Origin of the sequence: Phytoactinopolyspora halophila (assembly GCF_003287285.1) — a bacterium.
GTDB classification, from domain to species: Bacteria; Actinomycetota; Actinomycetes; order Jiangellales; family Jiangellaceae; genus Phytoactinopolyspora_A; species Phytoactinopolyspora_A halophila.
The window spans coordinates 152636-176524 of record NZ_QMIG01000006.1 but is presented as its reverse complement, the minus strand read 5'-3'; the positions used below and the strand labels follow the sequence as shown (position 1 = coordinate 176524).

Sequence of the window (23889 nt, the reverse complement as noted above, 5' to 3'; positions counted from 1 at the left end):
AACGGCGGAGGAGCGAATTGACCCGGTGGGGTAACGCGCCACACCCTCGTGCGCCCATAGCGTCTCTGACAAGCCAGATTCCCGGTCAGCAGAGGTTGTGGCATGCAGCTCCAGCACGAGTTCACGCTCCCGATCCCACCCGAACAGGCGTGGGAGACGTTGCTCGACGTGGAGCGCATCGCACCGTGCATGCCGGGTGCCGCGCTGGACCATGTGGACGGCGACGAGTTCTCGGGCCGGGTCACGCTGAAGGTGGGCCCGCTACGGCTCACTTACCGTGGCGATGCGCGCATCGAGGACAAGGACGAGTCGGCGCGGCGCCTGACGATCGCGGCGGAGGGCCGCGAGGCCCGGGGATCCGGCACGGCCAATGCCACGGTCAGCGCGGCCTTGTCGGCCGTTCCCGACGGCACCCGGGTCGACCTCGCCACTGATCTCGCACTCACTGGCAAGCCGGCGCAGTTCGGCCGGGGGCTGGTCAGCGAGGTCGCCGGGACGATCATCGGGCAGTTCGCGGAGCGACTTTCGCACGAGATGGTCAACGGGTCCGCGCCGCAGCAGGTCCTCGCGAGCGCGGCCGAATCCCCGGCTGCGGCTGCCCCGGACGGCACGCGGCTCGCGGGGACCCCGGCGGACAACGGGGCGAGCAACGCGGCGGGCCACGGCACGGACTCCGGCCAGGCTGGTGGCCGTGCTGGTGCGTCCGGCGACCGTACTGGTGATCCTTCCGGGGGCGACAGCTCGCTGGACGTGCTCTCGCTGGTCCGCTCGACGATCGGTACGCGTGGCCTGGTCGCCCTCGGGGGCGTGGCGGCCGTGGCCGTCGGAATCCTGCTGGGACGGCGCAGCCGGTCCCGCGCCACACCGGCCGGCCCATATCCCCAGGGGAGCTGGCCGGCCGTCTTCGTCATCGACGCAGGGGAGAAGTGAGCCGGTGTACGACCTGCAGAAACTGCTCTGGGACGTCCGCAAGGACCTCGGCCTTGCCGAGCGCTTCCGCGCCGATCCCGACGCCGTGCTGGACGAGTACGGAATCGACGGGGAGGAGCGTACGGCGATGAGATCGCTGGACTTCAAGACGCTGTACGAGCGCGGCGCCAACCCGTATCTCCTCTACTTCTGTGCGCTGCAGATCGGAGTCGACCGGGCCGAGTACTACGCCCGGATCCGTGGGGAGGTCAGCCAATGAACCAGCCGAGGCATGCCAGCCAGCCGAGCCGTTCGGGGAGCGAGGACATGGAAACAGGGGCCGGCGCCGGCCGCGTCGTCGGTGCGTTCACGACGTCGCACTCTCCGGGGATCACCGGCTTTCCCGAGCGGGCCGAGCCGGAGCAGCGCTCCGCCGTCGAGGGCGCGTTCGGGGACGTGCGGGACCGGATCGAGAAGCTCGCACCGGACGCGGTGATCGCCGTGTCCGTCGAGCACTTCACCAACTTCTTCCTTGGCAACCTGCCGGCCTTCGCGATCGGCACCGCCGCCTCGTATCTCGGCCCGGTGACCAAGGAGATGGGCGAATTCCTCGGCGTTCCCCAGCACCATTACCCCGGGCACGCGGCCCTCGGCGATCACCTCTACCGGTTCGCCCTGGAGGCGGACTTCGACCCCGCGCTGGTGGAAGGGGGCCTGGCGTTCGACGAGAACTTCTGCGTCCCGCTCAAGCATCTGGATCCGGAGTCGACGCTTCCCCTGGTACCGGTCATCGTCAACGGCGTCAACCCGCCGTGGCCCACGGCCCGGAGGTGCTACGACTTCGGCCGCATGATCCGCGCCGCCGTGGAGGCGCAGAGCAGCGCGCAGCGGGTCGTCGTACTCGGCACCGGCGGCCTGTCCCATTGGGTCGGCATGCCCGAGTCCGGCCAGGTCAACGAGGAGTTCGATCGGGATTTCCTGGCCCGGCTGGAGAGCGGCGAGCGCTCCCGCCTGATCGACTACACGCAGGAGCAGATCGATGCCGCCGGCAACGGCGCCCACGAGATCCGCACCTGGCTGGTCGCCGCGGGTGCGGCCGGCGTCCCGTTCGACACCCTCGTCTACGAGCCCGTCCCGGCGTGGCTGACCGGCACTGCGGTCGCCGCGGCCCGCCTGTGACACCCACATCCCACGAGAACTGGAGGAATGCATTCATGAGTAAGCTGCCCGAGATCACGGGTCGGGATATGCGCGGTGTCATGGCCTACCCGCCGACCCCCGCGCTGCCCGGCGCGGAACGGGTCGACGCGGTGGACACGGTGGACCTCGCCGAGACCGAGCGGATGATCCGTACCCTGATCGAGGACGGTGTCGACGCGATCGCGCTGAACGGGACGCTCGGCGAGTGCGCCACGCTGACCCTCGACGAGTGGAAGGCGTTCGCCGCGTGTGCGCAGGAAGCGGCGCAGGCGACCCGGCCCGGCTTCCCGCTGTTCATCGGCACGACGACGCTGAACACGCGCGACACCGTGGCCCGGATGCGCTACCTGGCCGATCTCGGTGTCACCGGCACGTTGCTGGGTCGTCCCATGTGGGGTGAGATGACCGGCCCGGTGATGGAGACGTTCTACCGCGACGTCGCCGAGGCGGTCCCAGAACTCGCCATTTGCGTCTACGACAACACGGCCGCGTTCCGCGGCATCATCCCGCGCAGCGTCTACCGGACCCTCGTGCAGCTTCCCCAGGTGGTCGCCGTGAAGTATGCCGGCGGCGCCTCCGTCGGCTTCCGGTACCACAACGACATGGCGCACACGCAGACGTCGTTCCCGCTGATGCCGATCGAGACCGACTGGTTCCCCGCCTGGGAGATGTACGGCGAGGAGCTGGTCGGCATGGCGTGGTCATCGACGACGGCATGTGGTCCGGCCCCGGTGCTCGCCCTGCGCGACGCGCTGCGCGAGGGCCGGATCGAGGATGCCCGGTGGCTGACCGAGCGGCTGCGCTGGGCCCACGAGCCGTTCCTCGTCGGCCAGGACTTCATGGAATTCTCCAAGTACAACGTCCCGCTGGAGAAGATCCGGGTCAACGAGGCCGGCTACATCCACGTCGGCACGTCCCGGCCGCCGTACACCGACGATCACGTCCCGGAGAAGCACGTCCAGGACACCAAGGACCACATCTCCCGTTACAAGCAAGTCGTCAAGGAGGTCGCGGACCGCCTGGGCAGGACGCACACAGAGAAGGTGTGAACCATGAGTACGCCCGTGATCAGCACCGACGTCCAGCGGATGCTGGACGACATGCGGGACGGGATCTGGCAGGGCCGGGTCCCGGCCCGGATCTTCAACGACCAGGAAATCTTCGAACTGGAGCGGGAGAAGCTCTTCGCGAAGGCGTGGTGCTTCCTCGCACACGAGTCGGAGATCCCCAAGAAGGGCGACTACGTCACCCGCTACATCGCCGACAACAGCATCATCGTCGTCCGGGACGAGCACGGGAACGTCCGGGCCAACCTGAACATGTGCCGGCATCGGGGCAACGTGATGTGCAAGTCCGAGATGGGCAACGCGTCGCACTTCCGGTGCTCCTACCACGGGTGGGTGTACAAGAACTCGGGCGAGCTGATCGGCGTCCCGTATTTCAAGGAGGGCTACGAGGGTCAGCTCGACCGCAAGCAGTGGGGGCTGGTGCCGATACGGATCGACACCTACGCCGGGTTGATCTTCGGAACGCTGGACCCGCACGCGCCGAGCCTGGACGAGTACCTCGGTGGTTTCCAGTTTTACCTGGACATCTACCTCAAGCAGGGGGCCAACGGCAGCGAGGTCCACGGCCCGCCGGATCACTGGATCGCCGAGACGGACTGGAAGATCTGCGCGGAGAACTTCTCCGGCGACGGCTACCACACGCCGGTGGCGCACCAGTTCGGCTTCCACCTCGGATACTTCCCGTCGTCGGGATCCACCCACAGCGAGGGCTGGGCGGTCAACATCCCGGGCAAGGGACACGGCATCGGGCTCGGTCACACGCCGGGGATGCCGGCGTTCTTTGGCTATCCGGACGAGCTCGTAAAGCAGATGCACGAGAGCCTGAGCCCGGAACAGCTGGAGGTGTTCTCGAAGACCCGGACAGCCGTCGGCTCGGTCTTTCCGAATCTCTCCTTCCTCATCCAGCCGTTCAGCCTGGTGCCCGGCGAGCCCGGGGTGCGCTTTTGCACCATGCGGCTGTGGCACCCCATCGGACCGGGTCGCATGGAGATGTGGTCCTGGTGCCTCGTGCCCCGCGACGCGTCCGAGGAGTACAAGGAGGCCGCCTACAAGGCGTACACCCTGACCTTCGGCCAGGCGGGAACGTTCGAGCAGGACGACTTCGAGAACTGGATCAAGGTCACCAAGGCTGCGGGCTCGACGCTGGCCAAGAACATTGAGTTCCCGTACGTCATGGGCCTGGAACGCCCGCAGCTTGAGGACTTTCCCGGCCCGGGACACGCGGTGTCGCCCTACGTGACCGACACCAACTTCCGCAACCTGTGGTCCACCTGGCTGGACTACCTGACCCGGGAGGAATGACGTGACCGTACAGCTGGCAGGCGTCGACCGGGACGTGCGCGAATCGATCCGGGATTTCCTGTACCTGGAGGCCCTGGCACTCGACGAGCGGCGGTTCCGGGACTGGCTGGAAATGTTCGCCGACGACGCCCGGTACGAGGTACCGGTCCGGGTGACCCGGGAGAAGCTGTCGGAGTGGGAGCTGTCGCCCAATTCCCGGATCTTCGACGACACCAAGGAGACGTTGGATGTCCGGGTGAAGCGGCTGGAGACTGACTTCGCCTGGTCGGAGCAGCCGCCGTCGCGCACGCGGCATTTCGTCACGAACGTGCTGGTGCAGCCGGGCGAGCGTGCGGACGAGTTCCTGGTCCTATCCAACTGCATGATCTACCGCAGCCGCGGCGACGAGACCACGCCGAGCCTATTCTCCGCGCAGCGCAGGGACGTGCTGCGGGAGAACGGCGACGGCTGGCTGATCGTGCACCGGTGGGCGGCGCTGGACCAGGCCGTGGTGAACGCCCACAACATGTCGATCTTCATCTGATCACCGGCGCAGGTGAGATGGGAGAGTGCACGTGGACGAGGGATCGCACGAGCGCGGGACAGGTCAGCTACCCGACGAGCAGCTCGACGGTGATGCCGGCGGCGAGGCCGGCGGAGACACCGATAGGGATGCCGGCACGGAAAACGGTGAGAACGTCGACGATCCCGTACCGACGGGCCCGTGGCCGGCCCAGGGGGCACTGCTCGACGAGATCCCCCAGGACGGGGGCGTCGAGGGCCCGATCATGATCTCGAACGAGTTCGCCGACGTCGTCGTCACCCGGGTGCACACCCGTAACGGCGTACGGCTGGACGTGTGGTCGCCGCGGCGCGGTACCCGGGTCCAGCTCGATGCGGTGGAGCTGGACTGTCTCAGCTACCAGCCCACGGAGACCTTCAGCGAGATGCTCGAACGCAGACCGGGCGGGTGACGGCGGCATGACGGGACGGCTGGCGGGCCGCACCATCCTCGTCACCGGTGGCGGCTCCGGCATCGGCCGGGGCGTGGTCGATGCCTATGTCGCCGAAGGCGCCCGGCTCACGGTGCTGGAGCGCTCGGCGGATGCGGCGGCGGAACTGGAGAAGGAGTACGGCGACGCCGTGTCGGTGGTGCCCGGGGATGCCACCGACGTCGAGGCCGTGGAGAAGGCGGTGGCCGCCGCGATCGGTGACGCCGGGCTGGATCACCTGACCTGCTGCGTCGGGGTTTTCGACTACTACGCCTCGATCCGCGAGCTCGAACCGGACGACATCGCCACGGCTGCCGGCGAGATCTGGCGCACCAACGTGCTGAGCACGCTGCTGGCAATCAACATCGCCTACCCGTGGCTGCGCTCCGCACGCGGTTCGGCCACCCTGACCCTGTCCGCGTCCGCCTTCTACCCGGAAGGGGGCGGCGTGCTGTACGGGAGCTCGAAATGGGCGCTGCGTGGCGTGGTTGCCCATCTCGCGAAGGATCTCGCGCCCGAGGTGCGGGTCAACGGGGTGGCACCCGGCGGCACGTCCGGGACCCGGCTCGGCGGGCTGGACAGTCTCGGGCAGGAGATGACCGCCGACCGCGTCGCCGGCCGCGACGATCAGATCCGCGCGGGTAGCGCCCTGGAGGTGGTGCCCCGCCCGGAGGACCACGCCGGAGCGTACGTGTACCTCGCCGATCCCGCTGCCGCACGTGTCGTCACCGGAGTCGTCGTGAACACCGACGGAGGCAGGATATGACCGAGACGGCCGGGCGAACGGCCGCAGAGCACGAGTCGGCGCGACCCGAGACGGCCGGCCCCAGGACGGGCGCACCCGAGGGCGTGGCACACGACGCCCCGGAACGGTTCGTCGGCAAGGCCGTACGCCGCAAGGAAGATCCGCGGTTCCTCACCGGCCGGGGACGTTTCCTGGAGGACCGCAACCTCGCCGGGCAGGTGTACGCGCACTTCGTGCGCGCGTCCGTGGCGCACGCCCGGATCACCGGCATCGACACTGCCGAAGCGCGGTCCGTGCCGGGAGTCGTCGCCGTGTTCACCGCTGACGACCTGGAGGGCGTGCGGCCGATCCCGCTGATCCGCCAGCCACCGGACCCGGGCGTGCCGCTGCCCGAGCTGCGCACGCTCGCGTCGGGCACGGTGCGCTGGGTCGGAGAGCCGGTGGCGGTGGTTCTGGCGGAGTCGCCGGAGGCTGCCGCCGACGGAGCCGAAGCGGTGCAGGTGTCCTACGACCCCCTGCCGGCCGTCTGCCTCGTCGAGGATGCGATCGCCGACGACGCGCCGACGCTGCACGAGGGATTCGACGACAACTGCTGTTTTCGCACGTCGTACACCGGAGGTGACGCGGAGGGCGCCTTTGCCACGGCCACGCACCGGGTGCGTCGTCGCATGGTCAACCACCGGGTCGCTCCGTTCGTCATGGAGCCCCGCGGCATGATCGCCGCCTACGACCGGTACGAGCAGGCAATGGACGTCTGGATCACCACCCAGCGGCCGCACCACACCCGGTGGTTCATCGGCCAGGTGCTGGACATGCCCGAACACCTGATCCGGGTCGATGCGGGAGACGTCGGCGGTGCATTCGGCGCCAAGGAACCCATGTATCCCGACGAAGCGGCGGTCGCGTTCGCCGCCCGGGCGCTGGGCCGCCCGGTGAAGTGGGTGGAAGAACGGGCCGAGAGCTTCCTGGCGACGACGCACGGCCGGGACCACGTGGCCGATCTCGAGGTCGCGTTCGACGGCGACGGCGTCATCTCCGCGATGCGCGGACGGATCCTCGGCAACATGGGTGCCTACCTCTATCCGAACTCGTCCGGCACGATCATCGGACGCACGGGGCCCCTGCTGCCGCAGAGCTACGCCTTCGACTCGATCGACGTCGAGATCGTCGGCGTGTTCACCAACACCACACCCACCGGTCCCTATCGCGGTGCGGGACGGCCCGAGGCGACGTACTACACCGAGCGCCTGATCGACGAGGTGGCCGCCGAGCTCGGCCTCGACCCCGCCGAAGTGCGCCGGCGCAACTACATCCCGGCCGGCGAGTTTCCGTGGCAGACCCCGACGGGCCTGGAATACGACAGCGGTGATTACGCCGCTGCCCTGCAGACCGCTCTCGACGAGATCGACTACGACGGCGTGCGCGCCTTGCAACGCAACGGGACCGACGACGGGCGCCTCATCGGCGTGGGCATCGCATCCTACGTGGAGATCGGGGGTGTCACCCCGTCGTCGGTGGCGGCCATGGAGGGCTCGCCCGGCCTGTGGGAGAGCGCCGCGGTGACGGTGCATCCCTCCGGCAAGGTGAACATCTCGATGGGCACCTGCGGGCACGGCCAGGGCCACGAGACGACGTTTGCCCAGATCGCGGCGGACACGCTGCGCATTCCCTACGACGACATCACCATCGCGTACGGCAACACCGAGACGTCGCCGTTCGGGTTCGGCACGTTTGGCTCGCGCAGCGCGGCCGTCGGCGGCACGGCGGTGCTGCGCGCGTGCGAAAAGGTGGTCACCAAGGCGCGGCGGTGGGCCGCCGAGCTGCTGGAAGCCGACGAGCGCGACATCGAGCAGGTGGACGGTGCCTACCAGGTGAGCGGCGTTCCCACGAGCCGGATCCGCTTCGCCGACCTGGCGTCGAAGACGCTCATGCTGATGAAACCGCTGGCCGACGGCGAGGAACCCGGGCTGGACGCGATCGCCTACTTCGACCCGCCCAACTACACGTTCTCCTCCGGAACCCACGCGTGTGTCGTCGAGGTGGACCCGCTGACGGGCCGCGTCGAGGTGAGCGATTTCGTCGCCGTCGACGACTGCGGCACCGTCATCAACCCGCTCGTCGCCGACGGGCAGATCCACGGCGGCGTCGCCCAGGGCATCTCGCAAGCCCTGTACGAGCGGATCGTCTACGACGCCGACGGCCAGCCGATGACGTCGTCGCTGATGGATTACACGGTCCCGACGGCGGCCCAGACCCCGGAGTTGCGTACCGCGCGCGCCGTCTCGGCGTCTCCCGTGAACCCGATCGGGGTCAAAGGAATCGGGGAGAGCGGCGCCATCGGATCGACGCCGGCGGTCGCGAACGCGGTCCTCGACGCGCTGCGCCCGGCAGGAGTCCGGGACCTGGACATGCCCTTCACTCCCGAGCGGGTGTGGGCGGCCTTGCAGAAGGGGTGAGTGCCATGACCACGGCTCAGGGTCAATCTGAGGCAACGACCGGCATGCTGGCTGGACGCCGGGCGGTGGTGACCGGCTCGGCTGGTGGAATCGGCTCGGCTGTCGCGCAGGCCCTGGCCGGCGCGGGCGCGCTTGTCCACGGCCTGGACGTGGCGACGACCGCTGGGGAGGGCAAGCGCACCGGGGACGGTTCCGTGGTGTCGATGACCTGTGATGTCACAGATCCGGGTCAGGTGACCCGCGCGCTGGAAACCGCTGCGGGCGCTGGCGGCACGCTGGATGTGCTGGTGCTGGCGGCAGGCCAGTTTCCCAACCGGCCACTGGAGGAGTGGACGCTGGACCAGTTCGGCGAGTTGTGGCAGCTCAACGTCGGTGGCGTGTTCACTGCCGTACAGGCAAGTCTGCCCTACTTGCGTGCATCCGATGCCGGGCGCATCGTCGTGATCTCCTCGTCGGCGGTGCACATGGCGGTGCCGGGGTTCGCGCCGTACGCGGCGACCAAGGCGGCGCTCATCGGCTTCGTGCGCAGTGTCGCGGCCGAGGTGGCTCCGGACGGCATCACGGCAAACGTCGTCACGCCCGGGCTGACAGCCACGCCTGCGGCGCTGAACGGGGACGTCGCGCCATTCTTCAAGCAGGTCGTCGACAGCCAGATGATCAAGAGGCCGTTGGAGGCCGACGACCTCACGGAGGGCGTGCTCTACCTGTGCTCGCCGGGTGCGTCGATGGTCTCCGGGCAGGTTCTCAACATCGACGGTGGAGGGGTGACGTACTGATGAGCAGCTCGAACGCGGAGACGGCGCCATCGAGGTCGTTTTGCTTCGACGCCTCGCAACGACACGTGGCAGAGCAGCTGTGCGAGGCCATCGTGCCCGGGAGTTCTCCGGCCGGTCCGGCCGTCTACCTCGACAGCGTCGCCGCCGACATGCCCGACGAGCAGCGCGCTGCGCTCCTGGGATGCCTCGACGACGTGGGTACCGTGCTGGGCACCGGCGGCTCGTGGGAGGACGTCGCGGCCCGGGACCATTTCGGCTGGCTACGTGCCCTGTGCATCGAGGCGTACTACAGCGACTTCCGGCAACCCGGATACACCGGCCCGGGAGCGTGGTCGGTGATCGGCTTCACCAGCGCCCCCATGGCGGCGATGGCGAAACAGGACTGGAGCTACCTGCGGTGTTTCCGGGAGGAGGGGGAGTGAGATGGCCGAGTACCGGGATGTCGTCGTGGTGGGTTCGGGAGCCGGAGGCGGGATCGTGGCCACCCGGCTGGCCGAGGAAGGGCGCCGGGTACTGCTGATCGAGAGCGGTGGGTACCACCTGGCCGGCTCGTACAACCGGTGGGAACTGCGGGCGTCGCGCCAGTTATGGAATCCGCCGCGGTTCGCGCGTACTCGTGAGGATGGCAGCCGCCCGATCGTCATGGTCTCGGGCAAGAGCGTGGGCGGATCGACGAACATCAACACCAAGGTGGGTATCCGCGCCCAGCCGCAGGACTACCGCAAGTGGTACGAGGCGGCCGGCCTGACCGGTGCGAACGGCCGGCCGTTCGGAGCGGCCGACCTCGACCCGTGGTTCGACCGGGTGGAGCAGCGGATGCAGGTGCGTCGCCGCGCGGATTGGTCCCACAGCGTGCGGGTGGTGGAGCGCGGATTCCGCGCTCTCGGGCACGAGCTGCACCCCGTAATGTCCTACACGAACGAAGACTGCGAGAGCTGCGGTTCCTGCACCGCAGGGTGCCCGACGAACGCGGGCGGTACGACGTTGAACCGCTACATTCACGGAGCCGTGGTCCGTGGCCAGCTTGAGGTGGCAGCGGACAGCGAGGTTCGAGAGATCCGGACGGTGCCGACCGCGGGTGGGCGCCGGGAGGCGAGCGGTGTGGAGTACGTCGACCCGGATGGGCAGCACGTGGTGGTCGAGGCGCCGGTGGTGGTCGTCGCGGCCGGTGCCATGGTCACCCCGCAGCTGCTACAACTATCCGGCCTGGATCGGCTGGGCACCCCCGCGTCGTCGCTGATCGGAACCACCCTCGGCACCCACACCTCGCGCATGGTACACGGCGTATTCGACCAGATCATGGACGCCCACGTGGTGTATCCGATCACCGCGCACTGCAAGGACTTCGCAGACGACACCGCCGGGGGATTCGTCGTCGAAGCGACCACGCTACTCGATCCGATCGCCCTGGCCAGCAACCTCGTCGACACTGACTTCCGCCCCCTGTGGGGCGAGCCGCTGAGCCGGGTGATGAACAACTACCGGTACCTGGCCGCGGTGTTCATGATGACCAACGACTCCAACGTCGGCGTCGTCCGCGCCACCGAGGACCTGGTGGGCGAGTTCGAGGTTCCCATTCCCGACGAGGACCAGCGCCGCCTCGATGACGCCTTCGCCTTCTGCCACGAGGTGCTGCGGGCGGCCGGAGCGAGGGACGTCGTGCCCACCGGCTATCTCACGTCGCACATGCAGGGCAGCGTGCGCATGGGCGGCGATCCGGAGCGCTCGGCCTGCGACCCGAACCAGCAGTTGTGGGACGTCGACGGGCTCTATGTCGGGGACGCATCGGCCATCTCGCGCACGCTGACGTTCAATCCGTCGCTGACGATCATGGCCCTGGCCGAGCGGCTGGCGCAGCACATCCACGACAACACCGCCGAGCGGCTGCCCGCGTTGGCCGCCGCCTGAACGCCCGGTGACCAGCGATGGCGGGCGGCGAAGCGGCATGAATATCGATCCAGGAGGACCAGATGACCAGACCGGCCGAGGCGACGACCGGACCTGAGAGCGGTGCCGTCCGGAGCGCCGAGACGTCCGTCGCGCAGCTGGTGGGCGAGACGCTGTGGGAGCTGGGCGTCCGGCAGGTCTTCGGCGTGGTCGGTAGTGGCAATTTCATGCCGACCGCGGCGCTGGCCGGTGCGGGTGCGCGCTACACCGCGGCACGGCACGAAGGTGCGGCGATCACCATGGCGGATGGCTACACGCGCGTGTCCGGGGAGCTTGCCGTATGCAGCGTGCACCAGGGGCCCGGGCTGACCAACACGATCACCGGACTCGTTGACGCCGCGAAGAGCCGCACACCGATCCTGGTCCTGGCTGGACAGACGTCCGCCGGCGCGACCCGCTCGAACTTCTCCGTGGACCAGGTGGGCCTGGTCGAGCGGGCCGGAGCGATCTCCGAACAGCTGTACCGGCCCGAGTCGGCCGTGGAGGACACGGTGCGCGCGTATCGCCGGGCCTGTTCGGAGCGCCGCCCCGTCGTCCTGCAGATGCCACTCGACATCCAGGCCGCCCAGGTGAAGCGTGGCGACGCCGCGAGCGTGCGGGTTCGCCCGGCTCTCTCGCCCGACGGCGACGACGGCGGCGCACTCGAAACCGGAGCGGGCCTCGTGCGCCGGACGTGTCCGTCGCGCGACGTGGTCAGCCAGCTCGCGAAACGGCTGAGCGTGGCCGAGCGCCCGCTGCTCATCGCGGGCCGGGGCGCGGTCGTTTCGGGTGCCCGGGACTCCCTGACCCGGCTGGGAGAACGCGCGGGTGCGTTGCTGGCGAACACCGCCGTCGCCAGTGGCTTCTTCCGGGACGATCCGTGGACGCTCGGTATCGTCGGCGGGTTCGCCTCGGACGAGGCGGCGGAGCTGATGGGGCAGGCCGACCTGGTGGTGGGCTTCGGTTGTTCCTTCACGTCATGGACGACGCGGCACGGCCGGCTGTTCGCGCCCGACGCCACCGTCATCCAGGTGGACAGCGACGCGAACGCACTGGGACTGAACCCGAGGGTCGACATCGGCGTCGTCGGCGACGTGCACGAGACCGCGGACGCGATCCTCGCGGACCTGGCCGAGTACCGGGGAGATGCGGGATGGCGTTCGGAGGAGGCCGCGGCGCGGATCCACGATCACCACACTGCGGTGCCGTCCGGAGTAGCCGGGCTCGCCGGAGGACGGTCCACGTCGCCGGAGTGGGTGCACCCGCAGGAGCTGTCCCTCGAACTGGAGGCGCTCATGCCGGCGGAGCGTACCGTCGTGGTCGACGGCGGCCATTTCCTGGGCTGGCCGGTGACCTGCTGGTCCGTTCCGGATCCGGCAGGCTTCGTGTTCACCAGCTCCGGCTTCCAGTCGATCGGGCTGGGCCTGGCGGGCGCGATCGGTGCTCATCTCGCGCGACCGGACCGGCTGACGGTGCTGGCGGCGGGTGACGGCGGCTTCCTGATGAGCCTCTCCGAGCTGGAGACGCTCGTGCGGCTCGGCCTTCCGCTGCTGGTGATCGTGTACGACGACGCGGCTTACGGCGCGGAGGTTCACCATTTCAGCCCGCACGTGGGTGGCGGCGGTGGTGTGACGGTGCCCGGTGAATCTGGGGGTTCCGGCGACGCCGGAGGGCTGGATCTCGTGCGCTTCCCGGCAACGGACATCGCCGCCGTTGCCAGGGGTGCGGGTGCGGCTGGCGTCACCGTGCGCGACGTCGCCGATCTCGGGCCAGTAGCGAGCTGGCTGGACGGTCCGGCCGGTCCGATGGTCGTGGACGCCAAGATCGATCCAGGGGTGGTCGGCTACTGGGCCGAGCAAGATTTCCGGGGCCATTGAGGCGTTGAGGCGTTTCTGGCCCCGACTTCGATGCCGAAACGTGCGTTTACTGGCCGATATGGCGGAGTTTGCGCACGTCTGGCCATCGAAGTCGCCCTCATTGACGCTCACGATGCCCGAGGCTCGCCGGGCGACCCCGGACGACCGTCAGGAGGCGGTGGCACCGGGCTCGTCGCGGCGGCCGGACGACCAGATGAGCTGGACGAGCTCGGCGCGGTTGCGTACGTCGGTCTTGGCGAAGACGCGCTTGAGATGCTGCTTGACAGTGTTCTCGCTGACGAACGCCTGCTCGGCGATCTGTTTGGTGGTCAGCCCGTGGCTCACCAGCTCGGCGATCTCCTGTTCACGACGGGTGAGGACGTCCCACACGGGCAGGCGATCGGCCTCGTCCTGACCACAGTCGAAGATCAGTGTGACGGCGGCGTCGTCGTGATCGGCCAGCCGGTAGGACTTCACGATCACCTGGCGGCCGGATTTCTGGTCTCGCAGGCTGTCGGTGTGCACCCGCTTGCCGTGCTGGCGGAACTCGGCCATGGCCTCGGTGATGCTCCGATCCACTGGCCCCGCTCGCTCCGCTGGCCCGGCTCGCTCCACCGGTCCGGGTTGTCCGGGATGGCTGGCATGGCCGGCATGGCTCGACTGGCCCGGCTGTTCGAGCTGGCCCGGAGATCCGGCACACCCTGACTGGCCGGTCAGCCACGGTTCCTTGCGGGCGGTGCGGTTGCGGAAGAGCACGTGCGCGTCGAGGTCGGTGACGATGAGCGCCTGGGGGACGCGGTCGAGCACGTGCTCCAGCATGGAGGCTCGCTGGCCCGTGTTCTCGTAGCGCAGCGCCCGTTCGGTGGCGAGTCCGAGTTGTTCGCTGGCGAACCGGGCTGCGATCAGATCCTGCTCGTCGAACGGTGGCTGATCCGGAGTGCGCGCGAAGTTGATCGTGCCGAAGAACGTTCCCGAAGCGACGACGGGCGCTTCGAGCGAGTGGTGGTAGCCGCCCACACCGAGCGCGTTGCGGGCACCGCACGCCTGCCAGCGTTCCGGTGACACGACGCGCGAGGAATCGATCGGGCGCTGCTGCTCGACGACGAAGTCCAGCACGGGGTCGTCTGCCCGGCCGTAGTCCTCGTAATCGTCGAGGAAATCCCGCCCGACCTCGGCACGCATCCCCACGACGTCGCCCGATTCCGAATCGAGACGGTAAAGACCGAAACCACCGGCGGGAATGACGTCGCCGACAGCGTCGAAAAAGGCGTTCTCGACCTCACCGAACGTGAGCGCTGATTGCAGAGCGGCGGCAAATCTGTGCCGAGCATCCTGGGTTGCGCCTGTACCGGAATTCATGGATGACCACCGTGGCGTCGTTTCGATGAGTTCTGCGGATGCGGAGAGGGTTCCCGGCAGGATGCCCGTGTCCGACGTCGCAGGTCAATGCCTACCCGAGCGGATTCACGTCAAACGTCAGCGATACGTCAGCGGTTGGTGTTGCCACGGTGTTTCGGTGTGGTACTTGTACCCGATCGGGTGAAACACGAATGCGTGAACACCCGGTAGCGTCCCCGGGCTAAAGGCGCCAACACGATCCGCCTGACCAACACTATCTGGGGGCAGAGAATGAGACGCTCGACAATGGTTCGTGGCCGGTCGGTGGTGGGCATGGCCGCTGCGGCAGCCATGCTCGCCGCGTGTGGAGAGGGTGCCGTCGCCGACGCCGAGGACGCCGACGGCGAATCCGTCGGCGACGAAGAGGCGGAAATTTCGCTCCGGTACGCATTCTTCGCGCCCGCCGCATCCTTTCCGGCGGTGCAGATGGAGGAATGGGCCGAACGTTTGAATGAACGTACCGATGGGCGCGTTTCGGTCGAACTATTTCCCGGGGGAACGCTACTCGAATCCGGTGACATCTTCGACGGGGTGAGCGGTGGTATCGCGGAGGTGGGGATGGATTCTCCAGCTTACGATGTCGGCCGGTTCCCGCTGAGTTCCGTCATGGCGCTGCCCGTCGATTTCCCCAATTCGCAGGTCGCCAGCCGGACCATGCTCGATCTTCTCGAGGAATTCGAACCGGAGGAATTCGCCGACTACGAGATCATCACCGCGTTCACGACGGAACCCGCCTACATCCAGAGTGAAGAACCGGTGACGAGCCGGGACGACCTGGACGGGCTGGAGATGCGCAGCGCCGGTGCCGGCGTGCCGGCACTGCAGGCACTGGGGGCGTCGCCGGTCGGGATGCCGATGCCGGAGGTGGCCGAGGGGCTGCAAACGGGTGTTCTCGACGGTTACATGTCCTCCCGCGAGGTGTTGCAGGACTTCGGCCTGGCCGAGCAGGTGAACTACGTGACGGACTACGCCTTCGGCATCTCCAACACGTTCGTGGCGGTGATGGACCAGTCCGAATACGACAACCTGCCTGCCGACGTGCAGGAAGCGATCGTCGAGCTGCGCCCGGAGATGACCGAGTTCGCCTCGGAGTATCACGACGATCAGAACGTCGGCGACGCGCTGGAGTGGGCGGAATCGGAGCACGGCGTGGAGGTCGTCGAACTCGACGATGGCGAGCGCGAGGCCTGGGACGGTGCCCTGGAGGGCCTCATCGACGACTGGTTCGAAGAGGCCGAGGGTCATGGCTTCGACCCGCAGGAAGTCTTCGACCGGATGAACGAGCTGCGCGAGCAGTACACCGCCGAGCTCGGGTCCTGAGCACCGGCCACGCGCGACGAAGGAGGCGAGCCAGTGACCACGGACGTCATGCCAGCAAGCACGGTCACCAGGGGTGTGGACACGGTCACGCGGTCACTGGCTGCCATAGCCGGCGTGGTCCTCCTGCTCATGCTCGTCCTGACCGTCGGCAACATCGGGCTCCGGCTGGTCGCGAGCCCATACCACGGCACCTTCGAGATCGTCGGCTTGCTGGCCGTCATCGTGAACGGGTTCGCGCTCGCCGAGGCGCAACGGAGCAAGTCCCACATCGCGATCGATCTGGTGATGAGCCGGTTGTCGATGCGGCTCCAGTTATATGTGGGCGCACTGGTCACGGCGGTCAGCGTCGTACTGTTCGGGCTGCTGGCGCAGCAGCTCGTGAGCTACGGGATGAACCTGCGAGATCAGGGCGCTGTGACCGAGTCCTTGCGGCTGCCGTATTGGCCGTTCTCGCTCGCGTTGGCGGCCGGCGTGGCCGGGCTGGCCCTGGCCTTGCTGAACGATCTCGGAGCGATCCGGCGGAGCCTTCGATCGTCGACGCCGGAGAGCATCTGGTGAGCCGCCCACTGGTCCTCGCCGCCTGCGCGCGGCTCAGATATTCCGTGTCCGTCCGCCTCATGCCAGCTAGACCGGGGAGTTTCTGTTGAGCTTCACGCTCGTCGCGCTTATTGGCATCGCGCTCATGCTCGGGATCATGATGCTGCGCATGCCGGTGGCGTTCGCGCTCATGCTGGCTGGCCTTCTCGGCACCTCGTACATGATCGGCATGGAGTCGGCGATCCAGCTGCTGGCGTCGGACACGTACCGGCAGTTCACCTCGTACGGGTTGTCGGTGATCCCGCTGTTCGTGCTGATGGGACAGATCGCGTTCCGGGCAGGGATCAGCGAGCGGCTCTACGCTGCGGCGTACAAGTGGGTCGGATCGCTTCCCGGTGGGGTCGCCGCAACGACGATCCTCGGGAGCATCGGCTTTTCCACCTTCTCCGGTTCCAATTCGGCGACGACGGCGACGATGGGCGCTGTCGCGTTGCCGGAGATGAAGAAATACCGGTACGACCCCGCGTTGACCGGTGGCAGTGTGGCCATCGGCGGCACGCTCGGGGTGCTCATCCCGCCGTCGACGGCGCTGATCATCATCGCCATCCAGTCCGAGCAATCCATCGCCCAGCTCTTCGTGGCCGCGCTCGTTCCGGGGCTGGTCGTCGGCGTGTTGCTGGTCGCGACCGTGCTCGTGCTGTGCTGGCGTCGGCCCGCACTCGGCCCGCCCGGGCCGAAGGTCGCCTGGGGCGAGCGGCTACGCTCGCTCACCGGCGTGGCCGAGGCTCTAGCACTCTTCGCCCTGGTCATCGGGGGTCTATACCTCGGCTGGTTCACTCCCACCGAGGCCGCGGCCGTCGGTGCCTTCGGGGCGATCATCGTCGCGCTGGCCCGGCGGAGCCTGTCGGCTCCGGAGTTCTGGCGGGCAGTTGTGGAGAGCTTGCGGATCTCGGCAATGGTGGTGCTCCTCGTCACCGGCGCCGTCGTGTTCGGGCGCTTTCTCAGCCTCACCCGGTTGCCTTTCGATCTCGCCGAGTGGGTCGGAGGGCTGGCGATCCCGCCGACCGCCATCTTGCTGCTCATCGTGCTGATCTACCTCAGCGGCGGGGCCTTCATGGACGCCCTGGGGTTCCTGGTGATCAGTATTCCGATCTTCTTCCCGCTCGCGGAATCCCTCGGTTTCGACCCGGTGTGGTTCACGATCATCGTCACCCTCGTCACGACGATCGGCGCCGTGACGCCACCCGTCGGAGTGAACCTGTACATCGTCAGTGCGCTGGACAAAGACCTCGATGTGATCGCGGTTTCCAAGGGCGTGTTCGTCTTCTTCATTCCGTACGCGCTGGCGATAGCGCTGTTCATTGCCGTTCCAGGTCTGGTGATCACGGGTTGATCCGGTGCGTGCCGGCGTGATCACGGCTGCCCGGGAAGGACACGACAGGAAGGTTGGAGCACGTATGACCGACGAGCGACAAGAGTACGTCGACGAGATGGTGCGCCGACGCGGGTACGTCCTGGACTACCACCGGGTCATGGCCGCGCACGACCTGCCGGTGCTCAAGGCGACGGACGGGCTGGTCTCGGCCGCCTACCTCGACCAGCGCTTGTTGGATCGGCGGACCAAGGAGTTGCTGTTCATCCTCAGCCTGACGGTGATGCGGGCCGAGCGGCACCACATCACCAGCCACATCCGGGTGGCGTTGCGCCATGGCGTGAGCGCGCAAGAAATCTTGGAAGCGATCGAGATCGCGCTGCCAGAGGCGGGTGTCGTGGCGTTCCAGCACGGGTTCGACGTGTGGCGCGAGGTGGTCGGCGCCGAGGGCATCGACCCCAGCCCCGGAGCCACCGACCAGGAAGGCCGGGCGAATTGACCCGTCGGGGGGACGAGCCCTGCCCGGCGATTTCCGTAGCGTGACGAACCACCGCAACGAAACGAGCATCGGAGGCACGATGGATCCCGCCGCGAACGGCACGGACGTGACCGTCGACCTCAAGGTCAATGGCCGGCACGAGACACGTACCGTGCCGGCGCGCACGTTGCTGGTGCACTTTGTGCGGGACCGGCTGGGGCTCACCGGCACGCACGTCGGATGCGACACCACGCAATGTGGTGCGTGCACGGTGGAGGTGGACGGCGTCGCGGTCAAATCGTGCACGATGCTTGCCGCGCAAGCCGGCGGATGTGAGATCACCACGATCGAGGGCGTGGCGCCCGGGGATGGTGACGGGCTGGACCCCGTACAGCAGGCGTTCTGGGACGAGCACGGCCTGCAGTGTGGATTCTGCACGCCGGGGATGGTCATGGCGATCCGCCAGCTCCTGCGCGACACCCCGGTACCGACCAACGACGAGATCCGGCACGGCATCAGCGGCAATCTGTGCCGGTGCACGGGTTACCAGAACATCGTGGCCGCGGCCCGTTCCGCGGCTCGAACGTCAACGGGGACACGACGAAGCTCGCGGGCCGACCCGTCCGCGACATCCACCGCGCCAGCCGGGGAGGTGAGCTGAGCATGTACCCGGCCGAGTTCGCCTACCTCCGCCCGCCGGACCTGGATGGTCTCTACACTGCCCTGGCCCAGCACGGCGACGGGGCCAAGCTCATCGCCGGAGGCCAGAGCCTGCTACCGATGATGAAGTTGCGCTTGGCCACGCCGGACGTCGTCGTGGATATCGGTGGTGCGCGAGAGCTTCGCGGCCAATGGCGTACCGAGCAAGGAGTGCGCATCGGCGCGGCGACCACGTACCGGGAACTGCAACGCAGCCCGCGCACCCTCGCCTTGCTGCCCGGCCTGGCCGGTGCGCTGGAGGTGATCGCGGATCAGCAGGTCCGCGCCCGTGGGACCGTCGGTGGCGCGCTCGCGCATGCCGATCCCACGGCTGATCTCCCGGCAATCTTGCTCGCGCTGGACGCGTCCGTGGACCTGCACTCGCGGCAGGCCGAGCGGCGGCTGGCGCTTAGCGACTTCATCACCGGGGTGTTCGCCACCGACTTGCGCGACGACGAGGTCCTCACGGCCGTCGAGGCTTCCGAGCCGCCGGAGGGTTCGGGAGGCGCGTACACGAAGTTCGAGCAGCCCGCGAGTCACTTCGCGCTCTGCGGGGTCGCTGCCGTGCTGACGGTGGAGGCCGGGACGGTGCGCCGGGCACGGGTGGCGATGACCGGTGTGACGGCGATGCCGAGCCGGCTCTCGAACGTCGAACGCGCGCTGACCGGTTGCCGGGCAGACCCGGCCGCGCTGTCCGAGAGCGCCACCGTGGCATCGGAGGGCATCGAACCCCTTGGCGACCTGCACGCGCCGCCCGAGTACCGGCGGCACTTGCTGGAGGTGGCCACCCGTGACGCGGTGCGCACCGCGGCCGCGCGTGCGGGAGTGAGGTGGTCGGCATGAACCGGCCGGGTGTGGATCGGCCCGTGGATCGGATCGGCTCTGGGCAGCCCGTCGATATCCAGCAGGCGGGTCCGGTGACGACATGCACCCTGAACCGCCCGGAGACGGGCAACAAGCTCGACGCCACGATGCTGGACGCGCTCGCCGGCGGCATCACCCGGGCGCGGGATGCCGATGCCCGGGTGCTCGTGCTGCGAGCTGCCGGGCCGGACTTCTGCCTGGGCCGGCAGGGACCGCAGCTCGACGCGCCGCCGACGCCAGCAGTGCTGAACGCGGAATTCGCCCGGGTCCAGGGAGTGAACGAACTGGTCGAGGACTTTCCCGGCATCACCGTCTCGGCCGTGCACGGGCGGGTGTTCGGTGCGGGGGCGAGCCTCGCCGGGCGCTGCGACCTCGTGCTCGCCGCCGCCAGCGCGCGCCTGGCCTTCCCCGAGGTCCCGAACGGGATCGCCCCGACCGTCGTGGCGTCGTACTTCGTCCATCGGATCGGCCGCACCGCACTGCTCGACCTGCTCCTCACGGGACGCGAGGTGGACGCCTCCGAGGCGCAGCGTCTCGGCCTCGTCTCCCGGGTGGTCGACGACGTGGGAGTCGACCAGACCGTGGCGATCCTGGCCGGCGATCTCGCGCGATACGACCCCGACGTCGTGCGAGCCATCACGTCGTTCATCGATGTGGCCGCCACCGTTTCGCCCCGAACCGCCGTACGGCTCGGCGTCGCCGAGCTGGTCAACCAGATGGTCGACAAGTCGTCGAGCCAGGAGCGGCCCGCCGCATCCCCATTCGAACAGACCCGTGGAGGACACCCGTGACCATGCCCGAACTGCCGATCCGCAAGACCTTCTCCCAGGTCGAAGAGGTACGACAAGCGGCTGGTGCCACCGATACCGGAGGGCCGCTGCGCAAGGTGGCGGTGTGCGCGGTGTGTACGAACCCCCTCGCCGGGCAGGGCTACGTCGCGGACCTGTCCCCGCTGATCGAGCCGTCCGGAAAGATCGGCTCGTTCCTGGGGGCCGAGGCGGCTCGCCTGCTCGGCGAGCCCGTGGAGAGCTACGGCAAGGGCGGCCTGGCCGGGACGGCCGGGGAACAGGAACATGTCAACGCAGCTCTCACCTCGGTTTTCGGTGACGCCTTCCGGCAGGCGATCGGCGGCGGCACGGCGTGGATCACCTCGGCGACCAAGGTCTGCGCGCCGGGTGCGGTCGTGGACGTGCCGCTGGCGTTCAAGGACGAGATCTGGGTGCGCAGCCACTACGACGCGATGGAAGTACGCATCCCGGATGCCCCGCTTCCGGAGGAGATCGTCATCATCGCGGCGGTGGCCAACCGCGGCCGGATCAACGCGCGTGTCGGCGGCCTGAGCGTCGACGAGGCTCGTGCGGGTGGGTCGTCGTGAGTTCCCGGCTGGCCATCGTTGGAGCTGCGACGGTGCTGTCCGGCGATCACGCCGCGCCGCTGCTGCCCGGCACCGACACGATCATCTGTGACGACGGGCTGATCACCGCCGTCGGCACCCGGGACGATCTGGACGCGGAAATCGCCGACGCCGGCACCGTCGTCGACGCCCGGGGCACGACGATCGCTCCCGGTCTGATCGACTCGCACTGCCACGTGGTTCTCGGTGACTACACGCCCCGGCAGAAGACGGTGGACTTCCTCGCCAGCTACGTGCACGGCGGCATCACCAGCGTCGTGTCGCCCGGTGAGATTCACGCGCCGGGCCGTCCACACGACGCCGCCGGAGTCAAGGCGCTCGCCATCGCCGCCCGGGCATGCTTCGAGAACCTGCGGCCCGGAGGGATGCGCGTACATGCGGGTGCCGTCGTCCTGGAGCCGACCCTGGGCCGCGACGACTTCGCCGAGCTGCAACGGGCCGGCGTGCACCTGGCCAAGTTCGGTTTCGGCCGCTACGCCGATCCGTCGGATGGCGTGGACCAGGTGCGATGGGCCCAGCAGCATGGCATCACGGTCATGTGCCACTCCGGTGGCGCGAGCATCCCGGGCAGCAAGCCGATCACGCCGGAGCACCTCCGCGAGCTGGCACCGGACGTCTGCGGGCACATCAATGGCGGACCGACGTCGCTGGACGAGGCCGGTGTCGACGCCGTCATCGAGGAGACGTCGATGGCGTTGCAGCTGGTCCAGGCCGGCAACGTCCGCTCGGCCGTGCGCATCCTTCACAAGGCCCTGGACACCGGGCAGTTCCACCGCGTCGTCATCGGATCGGATACCCCGACGGGAACCGGTGTCATGCCGCTCGGGGTCCTCAAGACCGTGGCCGAGCTGTCGTCGTTGGGCGAGCTCGATCCCGCCATGGTGTGGGCGGCGGCCACCGGGTCCAACGCGCGGACCTGGGGACTGCCCTCCGGCTTCGTCCGGCCGGGTGCGGCGGCCGACCTGATCGTCATGGATGCGCCGTGGGGGTCGACCGCGACCGACGCGTTGGGCGCGCTGCGTATCGGAGACCTGCCGGGTATCAGCGCCGTCGTGACCGCCGGCTCGGTGCGGGCATTGCGCAGCCGGAACACGCCGGCTGCCGCGCGCCAGGCCACGGTCTCGCCGGAACTGCCGCACCTGGAGGGGGCTCATTGAGCCGGACGGCCCGTTACCACCGCACTGACCGCTGACGATATGGAGGAGGACACGGCATGTCCATGAAGGTGATCGTGGACCTGGAGGCATGTCAGGGCTACGCCTGTTGCATGATCGAAGCGCCCGAGGTGTTCGATCTGGACGAGTCCGCCGGAAAGGCGACCGTCCTGGAGGAGGCGCCGCCCGAGGAGCGGCGCGAACAGGTCGAAGCCGCCGTTCGCAACTGCCCCGCTCGGGCCATCTCGCTCGAGAACGGCTGAGCTGTGCGCCGCGTCGTCGTGGTCGGGGCCTCGCTCGCGTCGGTCCATGCGATCGAGGCGTTGCGAGGCCACGGGTACGAGGGTGAGATCGTCCTGGTCGGCGCCGAGCCGCACCTCCCTTATGATCGGCCTCCCCTGTCGAAGGAAGCGTTGCACCATGGCCCCGATCTCCAGCGCGTGCTGCTGCGCGAGCCCGGCTGGTACGACGAGCACGGCGTCGAGCTGCGGCTCGGACGGCGGGCCACGGAGCTGAAGCCGGGAGCACAGGCCGTCGCGCTCGATGGCGACGAGGACGTGGAGTACGACGGGCTGGTGATCGCCACCGGGTCCACCCCGCGCACCATCGGTGCGTTCGAGGAGGTGGGTCCGGTGCACATGCTGCGTACCGTGGAGGACTCGGTGGCCATCCACCAGCGGCTGGTCCCCGGCGAGCATCTCGTGGTGCTGGGCGCCGGGTTCATCGGGCTGGAGGTCGCGGCCACCGCCCGCGAAATGGGTGTGGACGTATCGGTCGTGGAACTCGCGCCCGTGCCGCTGACCAGGGTCCTCGGGGACGAGGTGGGTTCCTGGTTTCGTGCCTACCAGGAAGAACACGGTGTCAGCCTGCATTGCGGGAAGGTCCTCGACGGCATCGAACCCGGCCCCCGTGGAAGCAAGATCCGGCTACGGGACGGCACCGTCCTCTCCGCGGACGTGGTCGTGGCAGGCGTCGGCGTGACACCGGCGACGGGCTGGCTGGAAGGCAGCGGGATCGAGCTGTCCGACGGTGTCCGGTGTGACAAGAGCCTGCGGACATCGCTGCCGCGCGTGGTCGCGGCTGGCGACGTCGTCCGCTGGTACAACCCGCTGTTCGACGAGGAGATGCGGATCGAGCAGTGGACGAACGCGGTGGAGCAGGGCCGCAGGGCCGCGCTGACCCTGCTGGGTGCCGACGAGGCATATGCGCCGGTTCCATACTTTTGGTCGGACCAATTCGATGCGAAGATGCGTTTCGTGGGCCGGTCCAACGCGGCCGACCGGGTTCACGTGGAGCAGACGGGGGACACATCGCTCGTCGCGTTGTTCGGCAGGGACGGTGTCCTGCGCGGGGCGCTGTGCGTCAACGCCGCGCGGCGGCTCGCGCTTTACAGTAAGGCCATCCGGGATCAGGTCCCCTGGGAGGACGTGGTCGGAACCTGAAGG

General features: G+C 68.5%; 25 protein-coding genes. 24 read left to right on the top strand and 1 reads right to left on the bottom strand.

What is annotated here, in order from left to right:
* Positions 1 to 102: 102 nt before the first annotated feature.
* The 13 genes from DPM12_RS09505 to DPM12_RS09445 all read left to right on the top strand — a co-directional run bounded on the left by DPM12_RS09505 (position 103) and on the right by DPM12_RS09445 (position 13229).
* Positions 103 to 930: an SRPBCC family protein gene (locus tag DPM12_RS09505; RefSeq protein ID WP_112258068.1), complete on the top strand. Its 828-nt coding sequence runs from the start codon at positions 103 to 105 to the stop codon at positions 928 to 930.
* Between the two features lie 4 nt (positions 931 to 934).
* On the top strand, positions 935 to 1189 hold the full coding sequence (locus tag DPM12_RS23155; protein ID WP_158542835.1) for an aromatic ring-opening dioxygenase LigA: 255 nt from the start codon (positions 935 to 937) through the stop codon (positions 1187 to 1189).
* 47 nt (positions 1190 to 1236) lie between these two features.
* Complete coding sequence (locus DPM12_RS09495; RefSeq protein WP_158542834.1) at positions 1237 to 2088, top strand: DODA-type extradiol aromatic ring-opening family dioxygenase; 852 nt, start codon at positions 1237 to 1239, stop codon at positions 2086 to 2088.
* Between the two features lie 35 nt (positions 2089 to 2123).
* Positions 2124 to 3158, top strand: a complete 1035-nt coding sequence (locus DPM12_RS09490; protein WP_112258066.1) for a dihydrodipicolinate synthase family protein — start codon at positions 2124 to 2126, stop codon at positions 3156 to 3158.
* A gap of 3 nt (positions 3159 to 3161) precedes the next feature.
* Positions 3162 to 4478: an aromatic ring-hydroxylating oxygenase subunit alpha gene (locus DPM12_RS09485; protein WP_211658730.1), complete on the top strand. Its 1317-nt coding sequence runs from the start codon at positions 3162 to 3164 to the stop codon at positions 4476 to 4478.
* Between the two features lies 1 nt (position 4479).
* Positions 4480 to 5001, top strand: coding sequence for an aromatic-ring-hydroxylating dioxygenase subunit beta (locus DPM12_RS09480; RefSeq protein WP_112258065.1), 522 nt, complete (start codon positions 4480 to 4482; stop codon positions 4999 to 5001).
* Positions 5002 to 5032: 31 nt separating this feature from the next.
* Positions 5033 to 5431, top strand: coding sequence for a hypothetical protein (locus DPM12_RS23560; RefSeq protein WP_211658728.1), 399 nt, complete (start codon positions 5033 to 5035; stop codon positions 5429 to 5431).
* 7 nt (positions 5432 to 5438) lie between these two features.
* On the top strand, positions 5439 to 6215 hold the full coding sequence (locus tag DPM12_RS09470; protein WP_112258064.1) for an SDR family NAD(P)-dependent oxidoreductase: 777 nt from the start codon (positions 5439 to 5441) through the stop codon (positions 6213 to 6215).
* Positions 6212 to 8650 (top strand): xanthine dehydrogenase family protein molybdopterin-binding subunit, encoded by a 2439-nt coding sequence (locus tag DPM12_RS09465; protein WP_112258063.1) that lies wholly within the window; start codon positions 6212 to 6214, stop codon positions 8648 to 8650. Before DPM12_RS09470 ends, DPM12_RS09465 begins: the two co-directional genes overlap by 4 nt.
* Before the next feature lie 5 nt (positions 8651 to 8655).
* Entirely contained in the window at positions 8656 to 9426 is a 771-nt protein-coding gene (locus DPM12_RS09460; protein ID WP_112258062.1) for an SDR family NAD(P)-dependent oxidoreductase, read from the top strand.
* Positions 9426 to 9848 carry a gluconate 2-dehydrogenase subunit 3 family protein gene (locus tag DPM12_RS09455; protein WP_112258061.1) on the top strand — a complete coding sequence of 141 codons (423 nt, stop codon included), beginning with the start codon at positions 9426 to 9428 and terminating at the stop codon, positions 9846 to 9848. Before DPM12_RS09460 ends, DPM12_RS09455 begins: the two co-directional genes overlap by 1 nt.
* Before the next feature lies 1 nt (position 9849).
* The gene (locus DPM12_RS09450; protein ID WP_112258060.1) at positions 9850 to 11334 is read left to right on the top strand and encodes a GMC family oxidoreductase N-terminal domain-containing protein; all 1485 of its coding nucleotides are present in this window, start codon (positions 9850 to 9852) and stop codon (positions 11332 to 11334) included.
* Between the two features lie 62 nt (positions 11335 to 11396).
* Positions 11397 to 13229, top strand: coding sequence for a thiamine pyrophosphate-binding protein (locus tag DPM12_RS09445; RefSeq protein WP_112258059.1), 1833 nt, complete (start codon positions 11397 to 11399; stop codon positions 13227 to 13229).
* 147 nt (positions 13230 to 13376) lie between these two features.
* Here the strand turns inward: DPM12_RS09445 and DPM12_RS09440 are convergent, their stop codons facing one another.
* Positions 13377 to 14567, bottom strand: coding sequence for a LuxR C-terminal-related transcriptional regulator (locus DPM12_RS09440; RefSeq protein ID WP_112258058.1), 1191 nt, complete (start codon positions 14565 to 14567; stop codon positions 13377 to 13379).
* A gap of 270 nt (positions 14568 to 14837) precedes the next feature.
* Here DPM12_RS09440 and DPM12_RS09435 point away from each other — a divergent pair, with 270 nt between their 5' ends.
* The 11 genes from DPM12_RS09435 to DPM12_RS09385 all read left to right on the top strand — a co-directional run bounded on the left by DPM12_RS09435 (position 14838) and on the right by DPM12_RS09385 (position 23886).
* Entirely contained in the window at positions 14838 to 15926 is a 1089-nt protein-coding gene (locus DPM12_RS09435; protein WP_112258057.1) for a TRAP transporter substrate-binding protein, read from the top strand.
* A gap of 33 nt (positions 15927 to 15959) precedes the next feature.
* Positions 15960 to 16484: a TRAP transporter small permease gene (locus DPM12_RS09430; protein WP_112258056.1), complete on the top strand. Its 525-nt coding sequence runs from the start codon at positions 15960 to 15962 to the stop codon at positions 16482 to 16484.
* 85 nt (positions 16485 to 16569) lie between these two features.
* Positions 16570 to 17856, top strand: a complete 1287-nt coding sequence (locus DPM12_RS09425; RefSeq protein ID WP_112258055.1) for a TRAP transporter large permease — start codon at positions 16570 to 16572, stop codon at positions 17854 to 17856.
* A 64-nt stretch (positions 17857 to 17920) separates the two neighbouring features.
* Positions 17921 to 18334, top strand: coding sequence for a carboxymuconolactone decarboxylase family protein (locus DPM12_RS09420; protein WP_112258054.1), 414 nt, complete (start codon positions 17921 to 17923; stop codon positions 18332 to 18334).
* 79 nt (positions 18335 to 18413) lie between these two features.
* A complete protein-coding gene (locus DPM12_RS09415; RefSeq protein WP_112258093.1) occupies positions 18414 to 18974 on the top strand; it encodes a (2Fe-2S)-binding protein in 561 nt (186 codons plus the stop codon).
* A gap of 2 nt (positions 18975 to 18976) precedes the next feature.
* On the top strand, positions 18977 to 19855 hold the full coding sequence (locus DPM12_RS09410; RefSeq protein ID WP_112258053.1) for an FAD binding domain-containing protein: 879 nt from the start codon (positions 18977 to 18979) through the stop codon (positions 19853 to 19855).
* Positions 19852 to 20667, top strand: coding sequence for an enoyl-CoA hydratase/isomerase family protein (locus DPM12_RS09405; RefSeq protein WP_112258052.1), 816 nt, complete (start codon positions 19852 to 19854; stop codon positions 20665 to 20667). The genes DPM12_RS09410 and DPM12_RS09405 overlap by 4 nt, the downstream gene beginning before the upstream one ends.
* Before the next feature lie 2 nt (positions 20668 to 20669).
* Entirely contained in the window at positions 20670 to 21251 is a 582-nt protein-coding gene (locus DPM12_RS09400; RefSeq protein ID WP_112258051.1) for an amino acid synthesis family protein, read from the top strand.
* Positions 21248 to 22447, top strand: coding sequence for an amidohydrolase family protein (locus DPM12_RS09395; RefSeq protein WP_112258050.1), 1200 nt, complete (start codon positions 21248 to 21250; stop codon positions 22445 to 22447). Before DPM12_RS09400 ends, DPM12_RS09395 begins: the two co-directional genes overlap by 4 nt.
* A 56-nt stretch (positions 22448 to 22503) precedes the next feature.
* Positions 22504 to 22707, top strand: coding sequence for a ferredoxin (locus DPM12_RS09390; protein ID WP_211658724.1), 204 nt, complete (start codon positions 22504 to 22506; stop codon positions 22705 to 22707).
* Between the two features lie 3 nt (positions 22708 to 22710).
* Positions 22711 to 23886 (top strand): NAD(P)/FAD-dependent oxidoreductase, encoded by a 1176-nt coding sequence (locus DPM12_RS09385; RefSeq protein ID WP_112258049.1) that lies wholly within the window; start codon positions 22711 to 22713, stop codon positions 23884 to 23886.
* Positions 23887 to 23889 lie beyond the last annotated feature (3 nt).